Here is a 15,418-nt window from a genome sequence, read left to right on the forward strand (position 1 = left end):
TGTGGGCGGCGGTTCAGCGGCTTCGGGTGGCGGCCTGTGATGCGGCGGGGATCGGGCGGGCCGTCGCGCCCAGAGCGGTGTCTGGCCCGGCCGCAGGTAGGCCGATGCCGGAGGCGAGGACGGTGATGCCGGCGGGTGTGAGGCATACGCGGTCCTGGGGCGGGCCACCGCGGTAGGCGGGCAGCGCGCAGTTCGGAGTGCGTTCGGCCAAGCCCTTCGACTCCAGCGTCCGCAGGGTGCTCATGAAGACCTTGGGCTCGTGGGAGCGCGTGAACTCCCGTCCCAGGGAGCTGCTGGCCACGACGTGGCCGGAGGCGATCTGCACCAGGGCGGAGCGCTGGTCAAAAGTAAGCCGCACATCTGGGGCGCTGGCGCTCGCCCCGTGACGGCGCCGCGTCTCGGCGGCGAGACTCACTGCACAGCCCACCACGGTCTCGGGAGCCAGGGCGGTCAGCTCACGCGCCACCTGTACGCCGTGGTCCGCTGATGCGGCGCTGAGAAAGGCGAGCTGCTTCAGCCGCACAACTGTCTCCGCCAACTCGGTGCTCTCGTACAGCCGTTGATCGTGGATGGCTCGGACGGCCCTGCGGGTGTCGGCCGCCAGTCGCTGAGCGGAGGCGGCATGGGCCTGCGGCTCGGGCTCGGTGGCAGCGCGAAGGCGGAGGTCGAGCGCGTCGTTGTGCCGGGTGTACTGGCCAGCGAGGTGGAGCAGCCGCTCGACGGGCGTGGGCACGTCGAACAGCAGGGATTCGGCGGGCAGCGTGCTCATGAGCGGCGCCGTGCGGTCGGGGCCCGCACGGACACGGTGGCGATCGCGGCGGGTGTCGTGGAACGGCGCGGGCGAAGGCAGAGGCGGGCTTCGGCCAGGGCCCGACCGGCGTCGTCGAGGTGGACACGCAGGCGGCTGTGCAGGTCGATCGCGTCGAGCTGCTGTTGGAGCGTGGCCTGTGACCCGGGCTGCGCGAGCGCGACGAGCGGGGGGAGGGCCTGGGTGTAGTGGGCGATGGCGCGCCCCACATGCGCCGCCGTCTGGCTCAGGTTCTCGGCCGATGGCGTGGCCGGCCCGCCTGCGCTGTCGTGGTTGTGGAGGTACTCGCCCTCGCCTGCCAGCTGGCCGGCGAGGGCGCACAGCAGCTCGATGTGGCGGCTCGCGGTGAACAGGCCGTTCCGGTCGCCGGGGATCGGGTGGTCGCGCAGGTCGGCGGCGACCGCGTCCACGGCTTCGTGCGGTTCCATGTCGTGCAGATCGGTGGGTTCGTAGGTGTGCAGTGCGTCTCCCAGGGGTGGGGGCGGTCAGCGATGCCTTGACTGTGCGGGCGAACCCGGCGGCGAGGGCAGTGGCGCCGTCGATTGCTCGGCCGGTGCTCCTGGCGCGGATGCAAAGGAATCGAGGACGGCGGACACCTCCGAGATATGCCGGGTGCAGGCAAGAGCCTGTTGGTTCGTTGCGGGGTGGGTGATGGCCCGCAGCGTGACGTCGGGGTTGCTGTTGCCGCATTCCAGGCAGCAACGGTGAGCGGGGTTCCAGTCGCTGGGGACGTCGTGGATCTGTGGCATGGGCGGTTCCAGGTGTGGTGGATCGTCTTGCTGGCCCTAGTCAGTGCGCGCTTCGCCAAGCACGGCCGATCAACGCGGCGTTCGAGGCTCGCCGTGACCTCTGTACCACCGGATCAGGCTCGGCACTGCCAGCAGGTTGAAGGGTGAGCGCGTTGTGGTGTCGCACTCATGCGGCCTTGCCGAAGTCGGACTGCTTCGGGGCGGTCTTGGCCACGGCACGCTCGGTGATGTCCTTGGACGCCCGGGCGGAGGCGGCGGAGAGTTCGCCTGCGCCGGGTTCGAGATACCAGGGGCGCAGGTCGAGCATGGCCGCGCGCATGCCGGTGGCGAATGCGAGCGCGGTGCCCTTGGGCAGGGCACGGATGGCGTCGGCGGCCAGGATGCGTTCTTGCCGCATGCTGACGGACGTGGACTTACCGGACTCGGAGGTCGAGGTGGAGGTGGTCTCGACGTCGTGGTCACCGATCAGGCGGGACAGCTTGTCGGCGAAGTCCGGGTCGTCGATGCCGGACCCGATGACCTTGATCGTGGAGGCGGACCACATGGCGTCCATGCCGGCGTCGCCCCAGACTTTCTGACCCTGGCGGTAGCTCTGCAGGATCGTGATGGGGATGATCCCGCGGCTGCCGAGGTGGGAGTACAGGTCCGGCAAATCGCTGATCTTGCAGACGTTGGCGGCCTCGTCGAGGATCGCCAGCATGGGCGGGTCGAGGCGTCCTCCGGCGCGTTCGGCCTGGGCGGTCGCGGCCCGCATGACCGAGTCCGCGCACGCGGCGATGAGGGCCGAGGCGCCGCCACCGCCGTCCTTCGACAGCAGATAGAGCGTGTCCTTCGAGGTGACGAACTCGCTCGGCTTGAACTCCGCCACGTCCTTTTGCGGGGTCACCCATGCGGCGATCTCGCTGTTGAGCAGGGCGGCGGCGTACTGGCGAGCCGTCTCGTAGATCCCGTCGCGGGTCTCCGGCGGGCCCTCCACGGTGCCCTTCAACTGCGCGGCGACGGCGGCGAACCCGTGATCGCGCAGGACGTCCAGCGGGGTCCGGTCGGCGGGGAAGGCCAGCCACTGCATCACGTCCGTGATCGGCCGCTCGGCGAGCGCGGCGGCCAGGAACAGCTGCGAGAGGATGTTGGATCCCGCCTTGGACCAGAAGTCGCCCTGCTGGGAGGCGTCGACGCTGGCGGCGAGGAAGTGGCCGGCCAATCGCCCGGCGCCGTCGAGGGTCTTGGCGTCGGACAAGGGGTTCCACCACATGGCCCGTTCGGCGTGGGCGATCTGCTGCGGGTCCATCGACCAGGTCCGGCCGACGGCCGCCCGAGCGTCGAGCGTGGCCGTGTAGGCATCGCCCGCCGCCTTGTTGGAGGTGAGCAGGACCGGGCCGGGCGCGTTGAGGATGGAGGGGATCGCCAGGGACGTGGTCTTGCCGGAGCGGGGCGCCATGATCGCGACGGCGACGTCCTCGTATCCCATGCGCACTTCGTGCTTCGTGCCCTGGAGGTTGCCGAGCAGGATGCCGGTGTCGGCCGGGTTGAGGTGCTTGGCGTCTTTCAGACTCGGGCGCAGGGAGCGGGCCTTGGTGGTGATGGCCTTGGACATCAGCGGCTCGATGTCCCGCTGCTTGGCCATCCCGGCGACGCGCTTCCTGCGTCCGCCGCCGTCCTTGTGCCGCTTGTACAGCACGGCGGCCGTGATCCCGAGTGCGAGTAGCACGGTGCCGGGCAGGATGCGGGTGCCCAGCAGCAGGGATGTGTCGCCGAGGCGGGGCCACAGCTGATCGGGATGGAGCAGAGCCTGTACGGGCTGATACGGCGCACGGGGACCGGTGTCGGTGGCCCAGGCGGTGAGGTTGCCGCCCAGCCACGCCAGGTTCGACAGCGGGACGGCGATGGCGAGGACGACGCCCAGGACGCGGAAGGCTATGTCGTAGCCGTCGGTGGACGAGGAGGAGGGCTGGGGCAAGGGCTGTTCCAGGTACGTGGGTGAGGAGCGCGGCGCGGGCGGGGCCGGTCAGCGGGTGCGGCGCGGCGAACGGCCGTGCGGCGCGGGCGGGGCAGTGGTCGCTGGGCGGTGCCGGGCGGCGAGGGCGCTGACGCGTCGCTCCAGGGCGAAGGCGATGTCCGGCGCGGCGACGTGATGGGTGTGCACGGTCATGCGGTCGCGGGCCAGGCCCGGGATCCGGCTCGGATCGCGGGGGATGGGCGTCCGGTCGGCGAGCGACTGCGTCACGGCGGCGATCAGGTGCAGCGGGGTGGTGCCGGTGAACACGGCCCGCCAGATCGTCGGGTCCTGAATCACCGCGGCCTCGATGCTCCACAGATCCCGACCGGGGGCACCGATCCGCCAGACGTGCGCGATGTTGTCGGGGGAGGCGAGGCTGCCGAGGTGGGGCGGCGTGTGCCAGCCTGCGTCCCGCAGCGGGGCGCAGGGATCGGGCGCTGCGGTGGGCGGGCCGGATGGATCGGTCAGTGAGTCGGTGAAGGCGGCGATGATCTCGACGGGGGTGCGGGCTTCGAAGGTGGCCGTCCAGCCAGGGTGATCTGCGGTACCTGCGTGCCGGATGGTCCACCAGCCCGGATCGTCCGGGTCGGGGTCCAGACGCAGCTGGATGTGCTGGTCCGGGCTGGTGAGCAGGACGCGCGGCGTCAGCGGGTCGTGTCCGTAGCTCTAGCCGGCGGCGCGATGCAGCGGCACGGTGATCCACCCCGGGTCTCCGCCGCCCGCCAGATAGCGCGGGGTGATGAGCGCCTGCGCGACGGTGTCGCTCACGCGCACCACCGCCGGGTCGCGGACGACGCTGCGGCGGCCTTGGGCAAGGGCGGCGCCGTGACCTGTGCTGGCGCGGATGCCTTCGACTGCTTCTGCGCCAGCGCGTTGATGGCGAAGAGCGCCTGGCCGTGGATCGCCCACTGGTCGAGGTAGTGCCAGGCTTCCGCGTAGCTTTCGGCGAGCGGTTCATCGAACGCCTCGGTCCCGGGCCGGGCGCTCGCGGGCAGTGCGCGGCGCACGGCGAGCCAGTCGTCGTGGACGGCGTACAGCCCCGTGGTGCTGTCGCGCAGTTCTCGCACCTGCCAGGCGTAGCGCCGGGTCCGGGCGGAGGCGGGCAGCTGGGCGAGCTGCTGTTCGGCGGCGTGCACCAGTTCGTCGGCGTGGTCATATACCCGGCCGAAGGAGACCAAAGTGTCGGAGTCACGCTGGCGCTGGCGCAGGCCGTAGGCGTCCTCGTCGTAGGGCTGGTGCGTGTCGGGGTCGGAGTGCTGGTCGGAGTAGGCGTCCCAGGCGGCGAGGATCTGCCTGCTTTCCCGCAGGTAGATGGCGAGTTGGCTCAGATGGAGGCGGTGCTCTGGGCTCGCGGGCTCCAGTGGAATGGTCAAGAAGGGCCTTCGGGCATACAGGTGTGACGGCGAGGGGGTGCGGCGCGGCCGGGGCCGCGCCGCGTGGTTCAGCGGCCCCGGGCCGCAGCAGAGGCCAACTCGGCGGCGGGTGCCGGGACGGTGTGCGTGGTTGGCGCGCCACTGCGGCGGGCCTTGCGGGCGGCGGCCAGTTGCTCGCCCTGGGCGTCGCGTTCCACCTGGGTGACCAGGTGGGAGTGCGGGACGTCGTAGTGGCCGCGCGGCACGGGCGCGGGGTCGGTGAGGGCGGTGGCGAAGGCGGCGAGCAGGTGGCGGGGTGTGCGGTCGTCGAAGTACGCGTGCCACAGCCGCTGGTGGCCGCCGAGACCGGTGGGGAGCGCGACGTCGGCGCTCCAGCTGAAGTAGTCGCTCGTCAGCGTCGCCCGCCGCTCCATGGTGGTGATGCCGTCCGGATGGCGCGCACTCTCATTGCCCCGCTCGTCGCGCTCGTAGGTCCAGTCCGCCGCTTGCAGGGTCGGCCACACGTCTGGCTCCGGGGCCGGGGCGGGGTGCAGGAGGGCGTCGGTGAATCCGGCGATGATCTCGGCGGGTGTGTTGCCGCCGAACGACGCGTGCCAGCGCTGTGAGGAGATCCGCCACCAGGCGGAGTATGTGTCCGCAGCGGGTTCGAGTACGAGCGTGTGGCGGAAGTCGGGGCTGGCCAGGACGACATGGGGAAAGTCGGGGTCGGCGTAGTTCTTCCAGCCGCCGGCCCGCAGCGCCTGGGTGACATGGCGCGGGTCGCCGGGCCCGGCGAGATGACGGGGACTGGTGTCGAACCAGATACGAGACCAGGGGTCGTCGGCCTTGCTGACGATGTAGGGGCGGGTCACGAAGTCGTCGGCGGACCTGCGGGCGCGAACGCCTGGCCGCCCACGCGCTGGATGTCCCAGTGCAGGACGTGCCAGTCCGTGGCCTCCTGGGCGGCGTCCCGGAGCCCGTCGATGATCAGGCGGATCTCGTCGGTCTGGGGGCTGGCGGCCTGCTGGGAGACGAGGTGCGCGGCGTTGCGCAGGACGTCGCCGAGCAGGATGGGGACGCCGGTGTCCTCGTCGAGGAGGGCGAGCCAGCAGCGGCAGCACGTCGGTGACGGGCGGGTTGGTGCGTAGATAGTCCTTGAGCTGGGTCTGGGGTGCGGTCGCCTGCGCGATCTAGTCGGAGCTGGGGTGTGAGGGGTTGGGCATCAGCGTCCTTGAGTGAAACGTGGTGGTGAGCGGGGCCAGGCTGTGGACAGCCCTGTGGATATCTCCCGTGGCGGGGGTGTCGTCGCAGTTCAGATCGGTGATGAATCTCCTTGCCATCGAGGGAAGTTGGGGACAGGGCGGCGGGCGTGTCCACCCGAGGCCGGTCAGCGGCGTCGGCCGGCGGACGTCGCGTACGGGCGAGCGCCGGGGCTGGAGCGAGCCCGGTTGGCGGCGAAGGAGCTACGGGCCCATGTCGCCGCTCTAGCGGCGGTGATCCGGGCCTGCTGCCACGCGCCGAGCTGGGACGGTAGGACGGACACGGAGGTGGTGCGGATCCGCTGGGAGGGCGGGACGCGGCCGAGGGGCCGCAGCACGGGCTGCGGGTCCGCGAGCGCCGTGCTGAATGCCTGCACCAGATGCATCGGCGTGGTCGGCGTGAACATCGCCTCCCACGCACGGCCGTGTTCGTTGCGAGCACCGGCCCACCAGTGCGCCTGCCCGGGGCTGGACGGGTGGAAGCGGACGAAGGCGTCGCCGTCCGGGCTGCGGGCGGTGAAGTGCTGGCCTCGCTCAGTCTCCCAACCCTGTTGCTGCAGGGGCTCCCACACGTTGGGGGCGTGCGCCTTGCGCTCCTTGAACAGGGCGTCGGTGATACCGGCGACGATTTCGACGGGCGTCTGCCGGCCGAAGGTGACGTGCCATGCCTCCTGGTGCGTGGTCTGCTTCCCGCTGATGGTCCAGCCGCCGGGCTGGGTGAACGGGTCGTATCCGATGCGCACGGACTTGTCCGGGCTGTCGAAGACGAGGGGGCCGCCGCTCTTGGACTTGTCCTTCCACCCGGAGGCGCGCAGGTACTCGGTGACGTGGCGCAGGTCGCCGCCGCCGGCGAGATGGCGGGGCTCGACGAGGTAGTGCTGCTGGGCCTGCTGACCGGCGGCGCCCCAGCCGGACCACTGCTTGTTCTGTCTCACCGGTGCCGCCTGACGACCATCGCCGATCCAGCGGGCCGCGCAGCCGGGCTGGTGGACGGGGTGGCGGGTGTGGCGAGCTGTTTGATCGTGCCGGTGTGCTCGTTGAGATCCTCGCCCACGCTGTCGAGTTCGTTGGCCGCGCGGCCCAGGGCCAGCCACACCTCGGGGTGCAGGATGCCGCGCTGGGAGTGGTCCTGGGCGAAGCGTGATCCGGTGGCGACCAGGTCGGTGACTCGTCCGAGCAGGCCCTCGTCGTAGTCGAGGACCTTGCCGAGGATCTGGGCGGCCTCGTGCGGCGGCGACTGTGCCAAGAGCTGTGTGAGCTGGCTGAGCTGGCGTGCGATGTCGTCAGCGAGCCGTACCGAGGTGAGGGGCGGGGGGTTGGTCATGGGCCTCCTGAACGGGCCAGTTCGTACTGCTAGTTGTGGTGGCTGTCGACGAGAGGGAACATGTCCGGGCGCCGGGCTTCGTCGAGGGCCGCTTCGGGGTGCCCGCCGGCCAGCAGGTTGGTCCGGGTGCGGCTGCCGACGGTGACGGCACGCAGGTAGCGGCGGAAGAGGACGGTGACCAGGCGCGGCCTGCGGTCGGCTGTGATGGGCGGTGGGGTGCGGTCGGTTTCGCGGGTGACAGGTACTCCAGGTGAGGGCTGGGCCGACCCCCCCCGTGCGGGGTCGGCGCGGTGGGTGGTCAGCGCGTACGACGAGGGCGCGACGCGCTCGGGGCAGGCGCTGCGGGCGCGGGTGCCGGCCGGTGTGCTGGGGATGTGGTGAGGGCGGCGCGGTAGGCGGTGCCGCCGAAGAGGCCCGTATCAATGGAGACCTGGAAGCCGTGGCGGGTCAGCAGCCACGCAGCCCGATCGGCCATGTCCTTCATGGCGATCTCGTCCATCTGGTCGGGGACTTGATGCCAGATCTCGCCCTCGCCGCCGTGGCGTTCGAGCCCGAGGCCGTCGAGCAGGACGAGCAGCTGCTCCGGGGCGCTACGGGTATCGACGTAGATCGTTCCGTCGCGGTGATAGAACTCAACGTCGACCTCGTGCTCGTCCGCCAGGCTCACGAGCGGGACTCCTTACGATCGTGGCTCACCGCCGACGAGGTGTCGCCGGACTGCCGTGAGCCCGGATGACGGAGGCGGTCGCGGTGTGCGGCGCGGCTGCGGCGCCGGGCTGGCGGCGCACTGCCTCTGCGGCCTCCTGATAGGCGGCGGCGTCCCAGACGGCGTTAGTGATGTTGACCAGGTATCCGGCCACGAGCAGCGAGGGAACGGCGCTGGTGGCGAGCCTCTTCTTCTCGGCCTCGGTGAGGCGGTCGGGGACCTCGTGCCAGACATAGACGGGCCCGGCCGTCGCCGCCGTCTTGCGTTCGAAGCCGAGGCTGTCGAGCAGGGCCAGGAGTTCCTCGGGCGCATCGGTGGGGGTGTCGGCGTGGACCGTGTCGGTCAGCGGTCTGATGTAGATCTCGACGTCGGTGCCTTCGTCGTCGGCGCGGTTTCCCACGTACGGCATGCTCCTGTTCGGGGATCGGGTCAGCGCTGTCGAACGGCGGGCGCAGCCAGTGGCGAGGGCGCTGTGGACACTGGGCGGGGGTGGGGCTGTAGTGCGGGGCCGGTCCGGTCGACGTCGTTGCGGACCTGCTCGATCTGCCAGGTGAGGGTGGACAGTTTGTTGACGATGGCCCCCAGCTGCATCGCCACCTGCGGGTCACGGCCGGTGTCCTTGAGACGTCGGCCCCACGATGCCCAGGTCGCAAGCAACGACTGCGTAAGGCGGGGTAGCAGGCCGTCGTCGGGTGCCGCGATCTCGGTCAGGACCGCCGCGACCTGCCGGTCATTGTCGGCATCGCTGCCGAGTGAGGTGAGCTGTTCGAGATGGCGGTGGGCGGCTTGCCGGTCGCTGCCCTGGGTGGCCAGGGTGTTGAGCGTGGGGTCGAGATGGACGCTGTACCCAGCCAGAAGCAGGGCATGGGTTGCGGCGGTGGCACCCTGACGCTGCTCCTCGACGGGCAGGGCGTGCGGCAGGCGGTGGTAGTCGCCGCGTGGGCCTGGGGCGGAACGGAAGCCGCCGGCGGTCTGCAGGAGGCCGGCCCCGCGCTGGTCGCCCCCGATGGCAACGACCAGCGCGGTCTTCGGGTCCCGGGTGATGGTCACGTAATCCAGGACGAGGAACGTCGGCTCGTCCCCGTGTGCGAGAGTCACCGGCCCCGGTGCGGAGAGGTGACCGGCGGGCTCGGAGGCGCTACCGCGGTGGTGCCCAGGGCGGGCCGGGCGGGCGGATTACGTAGGACGACGCCGACGCCCAGCTCGGACAAGCGGTGGCCAGCGGCTCGTACGGACGCGGCCTGGTGCGCGGAGTCGTCACCGGACAGGACGAGGACGTCGTTTTCCGCGTCGAGGGCGAAGCCGTAGTCGGTCAGGGCCTGGACGATGTCATCGCGGTCGGGCTTGTCGACGACGAGGGCGTCGCCGGACCAGGTCATCACTACGTGGTCCGGCTCGGCGGCCGGCGGCGTCGTGAGGCGGGCGGCGTTGGCGCGGACCTGGGCGAGGGCCTTGTCGTACCGGGGCAGCAGGTCGTAATGGATGTCTTCGGCGGCGCTGAACGGATCGGCGTTCACCGCGATTCCGTCGGGCTCGCGGACGCCACGGAACGCTTCGGCCGGTGCGTCGGTGGGGGCCATAGCGGCGATCAGGTAGCCCTCGCCGTGCCCGAGCGGGTCCGCGACGAACAGTCGGCTGCCGTCGTCGCGGGTCAGCACGGCGCAGTGGTCCACGGTGTGCTTGGCCAGGGTGTAGGCGACATCGTTCATGTCCCACACGTGGTCGGTAAGGGCGTCGTGGTCGTTGTTGCCGCCGCGGTCCGGGTGGTACGTGCTGGTCCAGGCGCCGGGCAGTTCGCCGGCGAGGACGGCAGCGAACGAGCCGAGACCGGTGTCGGGGGTGGGGTCGTGCATGGTCTCCTCGAAGGGAATAGGGGGCGGGGGTCAGCGCCGCCTGTTTGCCGGGGCTGCTGCGGTGGGTGCGGCGGCGGGGCTGGTGGTCAGGCGCGGCGGGGGTGCAGGACAGGCGCAGATGGCGGAAGCTTTGCGTTCGTCCGGCCCGACGTCGGCGGTGCACGCGCGGCGCTGGGGTGGTTCTGGTGCCGGTCGGCGAGGTCGTTGCGCGTGTGGGTGAGGTCGGACCGGATGACGCCGAGCCGGTGCTCGCCGAGGTACTGCAGCCGCTTTGCGGTGTGCGGATCCGGGGCCTGGCCCAGGCCCTGGTAGAAGGCGGCGGTCGCGGTGAGGACTTCGCCCAGCGCGATGAGCACTCCGTCGTGGGAGGCGGTCAGTTCGGTCAGCGCGTCGGCGACCAGCGCCCCGAGTGGCTGGTAGTGCGCCTCGCGCGTCTCGGTGTCGAAGGCGTCATCGGCGTCGACGTGGTAGCGCACAGCGCGCAGCCGGGCCACGGCGCGAGCGGCGAGACGTTCCTCCTCGGCTATGTCGAGACCGATGGGCAGGCGGTGATAGGTCTCGTGGAGGCGGACGACGGGGACAAAGCCGGTGCGTTGAAGGATGCTGTGGGCTTCCGGATCGCCGCCGCGGGCGAGGACTTCTCCGGAGTGCTCGTCGCGCCCCAGGGTCAGGAAGCGATCGGCAAAGGCCAAGAAGCTGTTCTTTCTGTCGGGTCAGTGGGTCAGCCGGGTGCCGGACGTGGGAGGCGCGGCGGTCATCCGGGTCGAGAGGGGCACCGGCCGTGCGGTAGCGGGCAGGGCGGCGGCGGTCGCGTCGAGATCCTGCTGGACGCCGTACAAGCGGCGGGCGATCAGCTCCAGCTGGTGTCCTGCGGCCGGGCCGTAGGCATGCGGGAGGCGATCGAGACGGTGGGCTGCGTGCTCGACGAGGCCGCGCACGGTCGCGAGCGGACCGGTGTTCTCGTCGGCGAGCTGGCGCAGCAGTCCGGCGAGTTGAGTGGTGGCGTCGGCAGCGCCTGGTGAAGCGCCGTTGCCCGCCGCGGTGGAGCGCTCCGAGAAGCGGGCGGTCTGCCCAGGATCAGGGCCGAGGAGGGGAGAACGGAGGTCCAGCTCGGCCTCGATACGTCGGCACTCGGCTGCCATAAGCGGAAACAGCCGGTGTGGCTGCGTGGTCCAGGTGTCGTCCGGGCGGATGAGGTTGGCGAGCAGGTCGAGGCGGCCGGGCTGTGCCTGGACGGCGATCCAGCGGCAGCCGTGGTCGTCCCCCGGCCGCTGGATGCCCGCGATGCGGGCGATCCGGTGAGCGATCTCGGACCACTCGGGGCCGGTGAGGTCGCGGTCGCAGGCGTGCAGGCGCACATCCGCGTGCCAGATGGCGCGTCGGTCGTCCTGCGCACCGGCCGCGAAGGAGTGCTGCCAGCTGGGGACGTCCAGGTGCTCGGCCCACTCGGCGGAGGTCCAGGACTTCTGCTCGTCGTCGAGCGTGTAATAGTCCAGCCCCGGCCAGTGGGCGACCACCGTGTGCTCGGTCAGGCCCTCTTGGTCGCTGACCGGGCGGTCGAGGGCTTCGGCAAGCGGCTCGCTGGGGCTGGTGTCGCGTGGATGGATACGGATGATCATTGTGAGGTGGACTTCCGGCGCCTACGGGCGAGTTGGGTCAGGTCGTGCGCGGCGGTGATAAGGGTGTCTTCGCGCACCAGGTCGGAGTGGACGGCCAGGTTGCCCGGGGCAGGAGTTCCAGGGCGCGCTCGATGGCCGTGCGCGCCTGGCGGTACTGGCCCAGCGCGCGCAGCACCGAAGCCTTGCGGAACTGCGCGATCGGATCGTCTCCACCGCCCTCGGGCAGCCGGTCCACGAGGGCGAGCAGCGCGTCGGCGCGGCCGGGAAGCAGACCGCCCAGCCACACTCCGTGCAGCAGGACGTGCAGAGTCTTGGGGTGATCCGATGCGGTGGCGAGGACCTGTTCCATCACGGCCAGGCCATCCGAGCGGGACTGGCCCAGGCGCGCGAAGGCGTACAGCGCCCAGCTGTACGGGTCCGCATTCAGCACGCTCAACGGCACCTGGTTCAGGAGGGATTCGATGGAGCGGCACCAAAAGTCGTAGCGCAGGGCACTCAGGTAGAGGTGCCGGTACGTCCGCCAGATCACCGGGCCGGGGCCGGGGTCGGTGACGTGCTCGGGGTCGAGAAGTACCAGCGCACTGTTCCCGGCGGCGCGGGCTTGCCAGGCGACGTCAGCGCACACCTCGGCTGACTCCTGCCACGTCGCGTCCAGATCACGCAGGGCCTCGGCCAGGCGCATTGGCCACTGGGTACCGGCGACCGTCTCGATGGCGATCGAAGCCGCGCGAGCCAGGGCCGCGTTGCGCTCGGGGCTGGGGGTCATCGCCCGCCTCGGGCGTCGGCGACGTGCACCACCTGATTGAGGTGGTTGACCGAGTACCAGCCGCAGTCGACGTCCTGTTCGGCGCCGGCCAGGCGTGGGACGAGGTAAGTGCGCAGCGCCTGCTGGTAGATGAGGCAGTCCGGGCAGCGGCTGGAGAGATGGGCGAGGTAGCGCGGGTGAGCGGTGAGGTACGTGCGCTCGCCGCCGGCCGGGTCGTACAGCCGCCACCCGTCCTCGTCGGTCGGCGTGTGCCACGAGGGCGTGACGACCTTGTAGGCGTCTCCCCACAGCTCACTGCCGGAGGTGCCCTTGAGGATGACGACCTGGTCGTCGGGCCGGAAGTGCTGGTGGGTGACGTCCCGTTCGGGGGTGACGATGTCACCGGGGGCAAGCGGAGGGCGGGAAACGGCGTCGGGCACAGCAGGGAGTTCCTTCCACGAGCGGGCGCAGGGAGGCGGTGGGAGGAACAAGGATCCGGACGATCCCCGGTTTCGGTAATCGGGGATCGTCGGCTATAAGACCCCGTGTCTACCGGAACGGGTTCTCGGTTCCGGTGTCGTCGCTGGTGGCGGCGTCCAGGAGTTCGGGCAGGTCAGTGCCCTCGGCGTCGCGCTGATCGATCCACCACCCAACGCGGGTGACGGTGCGGATCGTGTCCTCCAGGGCAGCCCAGTCGGCCTCGTCCCAGCTGCCTTCGGTCACCAGCGCGCTGTACGCAGTCGTGACGAGCTGGTGGCGGGAGCGCTCACCCCAGGCGAGAGCCTTCTCGGGTCCTTCGAGCGGCGGCATGTCGAACCTCTCGGCCCACTCGGTGGCGGCCTGCTGTTCCTCCGCGCGCCTGGCGGCCAGCCACTCCTCCTTGCCGGCGTCGTCCTCGTCGCGGGCGGCCTTCCAGCAGTCGGTGCAGTCGCGTCCCTCCAGCCAGCGGGCGAATCCGGCCCGCCGGTCGGCGGGGCGGTTGGAAAGATCATGCGAGATTTCGTGTCCACAGCTGTGGACGATGTTCCACGTCGTTCGGACGGCCATATGAGGGCGAATCTCCTTATTGTCAGGGGTGGTTCGGTGTGTTCCGGGTGTTCGGCGTGACCTGGGCGGGGGTGCTAGCACCCCGGGCAGTGGCCTCGGCAAGGCGGAAGTGGTGGACGGTCAGCGGGTCCGCCCGGTGGCGGCAGCCGCCGCCGACGGTTTCGGCGGCCTGCTGGTCGAGACGGTGGGGCGGGAGGGTCCCTGGGACGAAGCGGCGGTGGCGCTGCGGACCACCGCGACCAGGTCCTCGCTGGACTCGAGCCACACCGCCATGGCCTCATCGGTGCCGACCGGTTCGAGCCCGCTTCCGGCGTCGTCGCTGGAATGCGTCAGGGAGGCGAGGAGGGTCTCGAAGCGGTCGAGAACCTTCGCATCCTGCGCGGCCAGGGGCTTGGCGCCGGCGCGGCGACTGGCCGCGATCAGGTAGGGCGCGTGGGTGAGGAAGCGCCCCAATGCCGCGTCTAGGTCCGCGGGGTACGGGTAGGGCACGGTGCCGGGCTCGACGTCCCGCAACCAGTTCAGGTCTTCCTGCACTTCGCGCAGCCGCGCGAGGTTCACCAGCTGCTCGAATTCCGGCAGGAGGCGTGAGCGCACCTCTGCAGTGACTGCACGGGCGGCGGGGGCGGCGACAGTGCGTGGCCCTGCGCCGATCACGTGGAGGTGGTCAGGGGAGGGAAGCAGGGTGGCGACCAGGTACTGGCCGTCCCACGGGCGTTCGGCCAGGAGGAGTTCGGTGCCGCCGCCGTCGCGGAGGATCGCCGCCCCTGAGTTGCGGTACTTCACCAGCGGGGACAGCACGGGGCCGGCCTCCCACACCCAGTCCAGCAGGTGGGTGGGGATGTTGCCGTCCGGGTAGTGCTCGATGTCCACCTCCCACGGACCGGGAAGGCCCTCGGCGACGACGTGCGCGATGTCGCCGAGATAGGGACGCTCACTGGTGATGACCTTGGTCTGGCAGTCGCGGGCCGTCTGGTGGAGCTGGGTGAGCGCCTCACGTGCTTGGGAGTGGTCGTCGAGGGACAGCCGGTGGACCTCGTCCTGGTGCCGGGCGAATCCCGCCAGTTCCAGGGCGGTGGTGGCCCACCGGTGCCGCTCCCCGCTGGGGAGCGCGACGATCGTGTTGCCGGCGGCGAGGTGCAGGGTGATCTCGGCGGAGGAAGTCAGGGCAGCGGGCTTTCGTCTTGGGACGCCAGGTCAGCGCCGTGGCCGCCGCGGGGTGCCGGCGGGCGAGGGCTGCGCGGTCATGGCGGTCTTCGTGCGGCGCAGCGTCGGCGGTGCGGAGGCTGCGGCCGGGGTGGGGCGCAGGTCAGGGTCGAGGTCGACGCTGTAGCGGGCGGCGGTGAGCATCTCCGCAGCCCAGGTGGCGTGTTCGTTCTCCCAGGTGCGGCCCAGGTCGAACGGCAACCGGATCCACACGCCGCGCAGCGTGGGATAGGTGTCGAATCCGGCACGGGCCAGGACGCTCGCGGCGAAGGCATCGACCGGGCCATCGACTTCGACTTCGCCGCCCAGGCCGCGGGTGATGTGGATCGCTTCGTCGCTCATCGGCTCCGCCCCTTTCCGGCTGTCTGTGCTCGGTCGCCCACGGGCACAGCGGCGGTCTGCGGCACAAACTCAGGGAGGGTGGCTGTCGGGGCGGTGAGCCTTTGAGGGGAGCGGGTGGCCGCTGCCTGCGCGATGGGGTTGCGTCGTTCCATCAGCTTGTTGCGCACGGCCGGTTGCGGTGGGCCGGAGGTGAGGGCGGGGTCGAGGGGGTAGTCGGCCTGCACCTCGTAGCCGTGTCGGCGAAGGTCGAGGACGGCCTGGCGGGTACGGCGGACCCCGTCCTGCTGGGGGTGGGTGAGCCGGTACAGGCCCGGGGTCTCGGGGACCGGCTCGAACTGTTCACGGACCAGGAACCAGTCGGCCAGGTGCGCGGGGAGGTTCGCGGTGGCGGCGGCCACGAAGCCGTGGTCGGGAT

General features: G+C 71.0%; 21 protein-coding genes. 1 reads left to right on the forward strand and 20 read right to left on the reverse strand.

What is annotated here, in order from left to right:
* Nucleotides 1-13: 13 nt before the first annotated feature.
* From IG08_RS0138710 to IG08_RS0138735, 6 genes are all read right to left on the reverse strand, one after another.
* Entirely contained in the window at nt 14-769 is a 756-nt protein-coding gene (locus tag IG08_RS0138710) for a hypothetical protein (protein WP_030614221.1), read from the reverse strand.
* On the reverse strand, nt 766-1,236 hold the full coding sequence (locus tag IG08_RS0138715) for a hypothetical protein (RefSeq protein WP_052425031.1): 471 nt from the start codon (nt 1,234-1,236) through the stop codon (nt 766-768). Before IG08_RS0138715 ends, IG08_RS0138710 begins: the two co-directional genes overlap by 4 nt.
* Nucleotides 1,237-1,723: 487 nt before the next feature.
* Nucleotides 1,724-3,514: a type IV secretory system conjugative DNA transfer family protein gene (locus IG08_RS0138720; RefSeq protein ID WP_030614227.1), complete on the reverse strand. Its 1,791-nt coding sequence runs from the start codon at nt 3,512-3,514 to the stop codon at nt 1,724-1,726.
* A 48-nt stretch (nt 3,515-3,562) separates the two neighbouring features.
* Complete coding sequence (locus IG08_RS54800; protein WP_338060178.1) at nt 3,563-4,201, reverse strand: SPDY domain-containing protein; 639 nt, start codon at nt 4,199-4,201, stop codon at nt 3,563-3,565.
* Between the two features lie 116 nt (nt 4,202-4,317).
* The gene (locus IG08_RS54805; RefSeq protein ID WP_063757815.1) at nt 4,318-4,926 is read right to left on the reverse strand and encodes a hypothetical protein; all 609 of its coding nucleotides are present in this window, start codon (nt 4,924-4,926) and stop codon (nt 4,318-4,320) included.
* Between the two features lie 68 nt (nt 4,927-4,994).
* Nucleotides 4,995-5,777, reverse strand: coding sequence for an SPDY domain-containing protein (locus IG08_RS0138735; protein WP_030614233.1), 783 nt, complete (start codon nt 5,775-5,777; stop codon nt 4,995-4,997).
* A 68-nt stretch (nt 5,778-5,845) separates the two neighbouring features.
* On the opposite strand from IG08_RS0138735, the gene IG08_RS60310 reads away from it, so the two are divergent.
* On the forward strand, nt 5,846-6,034 hold the full coding sequence (locus IG08_RS60310) for a hypothetical protein (protein ID WP_158812320.1): 189 nt from the start codon (nt 5,846-5,848) through the stop codon (nt 6,032-6,034).
* A gap of 258 nt (nt 6,035-6,292) precedes the next feature.
* Here IG08_RS60310 and IG08_RS0138745 read toward each other — a convergent pair whose 3' ends face one another.
* The 14 genes from IG08_RS0138745 to IG08_RS54820 all read right to left on the reverse strand — a co-directional run bounded on the left by IG08_RS0138745 (nt 6,293) and on the right by IG08_RS54820 (nt 15,401).
* Nucleotides 6,293-7,099 (reverse strand): SPDY domain-containing protein, encoded by an 807-nt coding sequence (locus tag IG08_RS0138745; protein ID WP_030614238.1) that lies wholly within the window; start codon nt 7,097-7,099, stop codon nt 6,293-6,295.
* Nucleotides 7,096-7,488, reverse strand: coding sequence for a hypothetical protein (locus tag IG08_RS0138750; protein WP_030614240.1), 393 nt, complete (start codon nt 7,486-7,488; stop codon nt 7,096-7,098). Before IG08_RS0138750 ends, IG08_RS0138745 begins: the two co-directional genes overlap by 4 nt.
* 298 nt (nt 7,489-7,786) lie before the next feature.
* Nucleotides 7,787-8,155 carry a hypothetical protein gene (locus IG08_RS0138760; protein WP_030614245.1) on the reverse strand — a complete coding sequence of 123 codons (369 nt, stop codon included), beginning with the start codon at nt 8,153-8,155 and terminating at the stop codon, nt 7,787-7,789.
* 25 nt (nt 8,156-8,180) lie between these two features.
* Nucleotides 8,181-8,603: a hypothetical protein gene (locus IG08_RS0138765; protein ID WP_234343064.1), complete on the reverse strand. Its 423-nt coding sequence runs from the start codon at nt 8,601-8,603 to the stop codon at nt 8,181-8,183.
* 20 nt (nt 8,604-8,623) lie between these two features.
* Nucleotides 8,624-9,292: a hypothetical protein gene (locus IG08_RS0138770; protein ID WP_030614251.1), complete on the reverse strand. Its 669-nt coding sequence runs from the start codon at nt 9,290-9,292 to the stop codon at nt 8,624-8,626.
* The gene (locus tag IG08_RS0138775) at nt 9,289-10,047 is read right to left on the reverse strand and encodes a hypothetical protein (RefSeq protein ID WP_030614253.1); all 759 of its coding nucleotides are present in this window, start codon (nt 10,045-10,047) and stop codon (nt 9,289-9,291) included. Before IG08_RS0138775 ends, IG08_RS0138770 begins: the two co-directional genes overlap by 4 nt.
* 86 nt (nt 10,048-10,133) lie before the next feature.
* Nucleotides 10,134-10,739, reverse strand: a complete 606-nt coding sequence (locus tag IG08_RS54810; protein ID WP_234343065.1) for a hypothetical protein — start codon at nt 10,737-10,739, stop codon at nt 10,134-10,136.
* 21 nt (nt 10,740-10,760) lie between these two features.
* Nucleotides 10,761-11,666: a hypothetical protein gene (locus IG08_RS0138785; protein WP_052425032.1), complete on the reverse strand. Its 906-nt coding sequence runs from the start codon at nt 11,664-11,666 to the stop codon at nt 10,761-10,763.
* Nucleotides 11,667-11,703: 37 nt separating this feature from the next.
* Nucleotides 11,704-12,432, reverse strand: a complete 729-nt coding sequence (locus IG08_RS54815; RefSeq protein WP_234343066.1) for a tetratricopeptide repeat protein — start codon at nt 12,430-12,432, stop codon at nt 11,704-11,706.
* Entirely contained in the window at nt 12,429-12,851 is a 423-nt protein-coding gene (locus IG08_RS0138795; protein WP_030614258.1) for a hypothetical protein, read from the reverse strand. The genes IG08_RS54815 and IG08_RS0138795 overlap by 4 nt, the downstream gene beginning before the upstream one ends.
* Nucleotides 12,852-12,960: 109 nt before the next feature.
* On the reverse strand, nt 12,961-13,458 hold the full coding sequence (locus IG08_RS0138800) for a hypothetical protein (RefSeq protein WP_030614259.1): 498 nt from the start codon (nt 13,456-13,458) through the stop codon (nt 12,961-12,963).
* Between the two features lie 120 nt (nt 13,459-13,578).
* Nucleotides 13,579-14,328: a hypothetical protein gene (locus IG08_RS0138805; RefSeq protein WP_030614261.1), complete on the reverse strand. Its 750-nt coding sequence runs from the start codon at nt 14,326-14,328 to the stop codon at nt 13,579-13,581.
* A gap of 324 nt (nt 14,329-14,652) precedes the next feature.
* On the reverse strand, nt 14,653-15,003 hold the full coding sequence (locus tag IG08_RS0138810; protein WP_030614263.1) for a hypothetical protein: 351 nt from the start codon (nt 15,001-15,003) through the stop codon (nt 14,653-14,655).
* On the reverse strand, nt 15,000-15,401 hold the full coding sequence (locus IG08_RS54820; protein WP_030614265.1) for a hypothetical protein: 402 nt from the start codon (nt 15,399-15,401) through the stop codon (nt 15,000-15,002). The genes IG08_RS0138810 and IG08_RS54820 overlap by 4 nt, the downstream gene beginning before the upstream one ends.
* Nucleotides 15,402-15,418: the final 17 nt, after the last annotated feature.

It is taken from the genome of Streptomyces fulvoviolaceus, assembly GCF_000718165.1.
Classification (GTDB): domain Bacteria; phylum Actinomycetota; class Actinomycetes; order Streptomycetales; family Streptomycetaceae; genus Streptomyces; species Streptomyces fulvoviolaceus.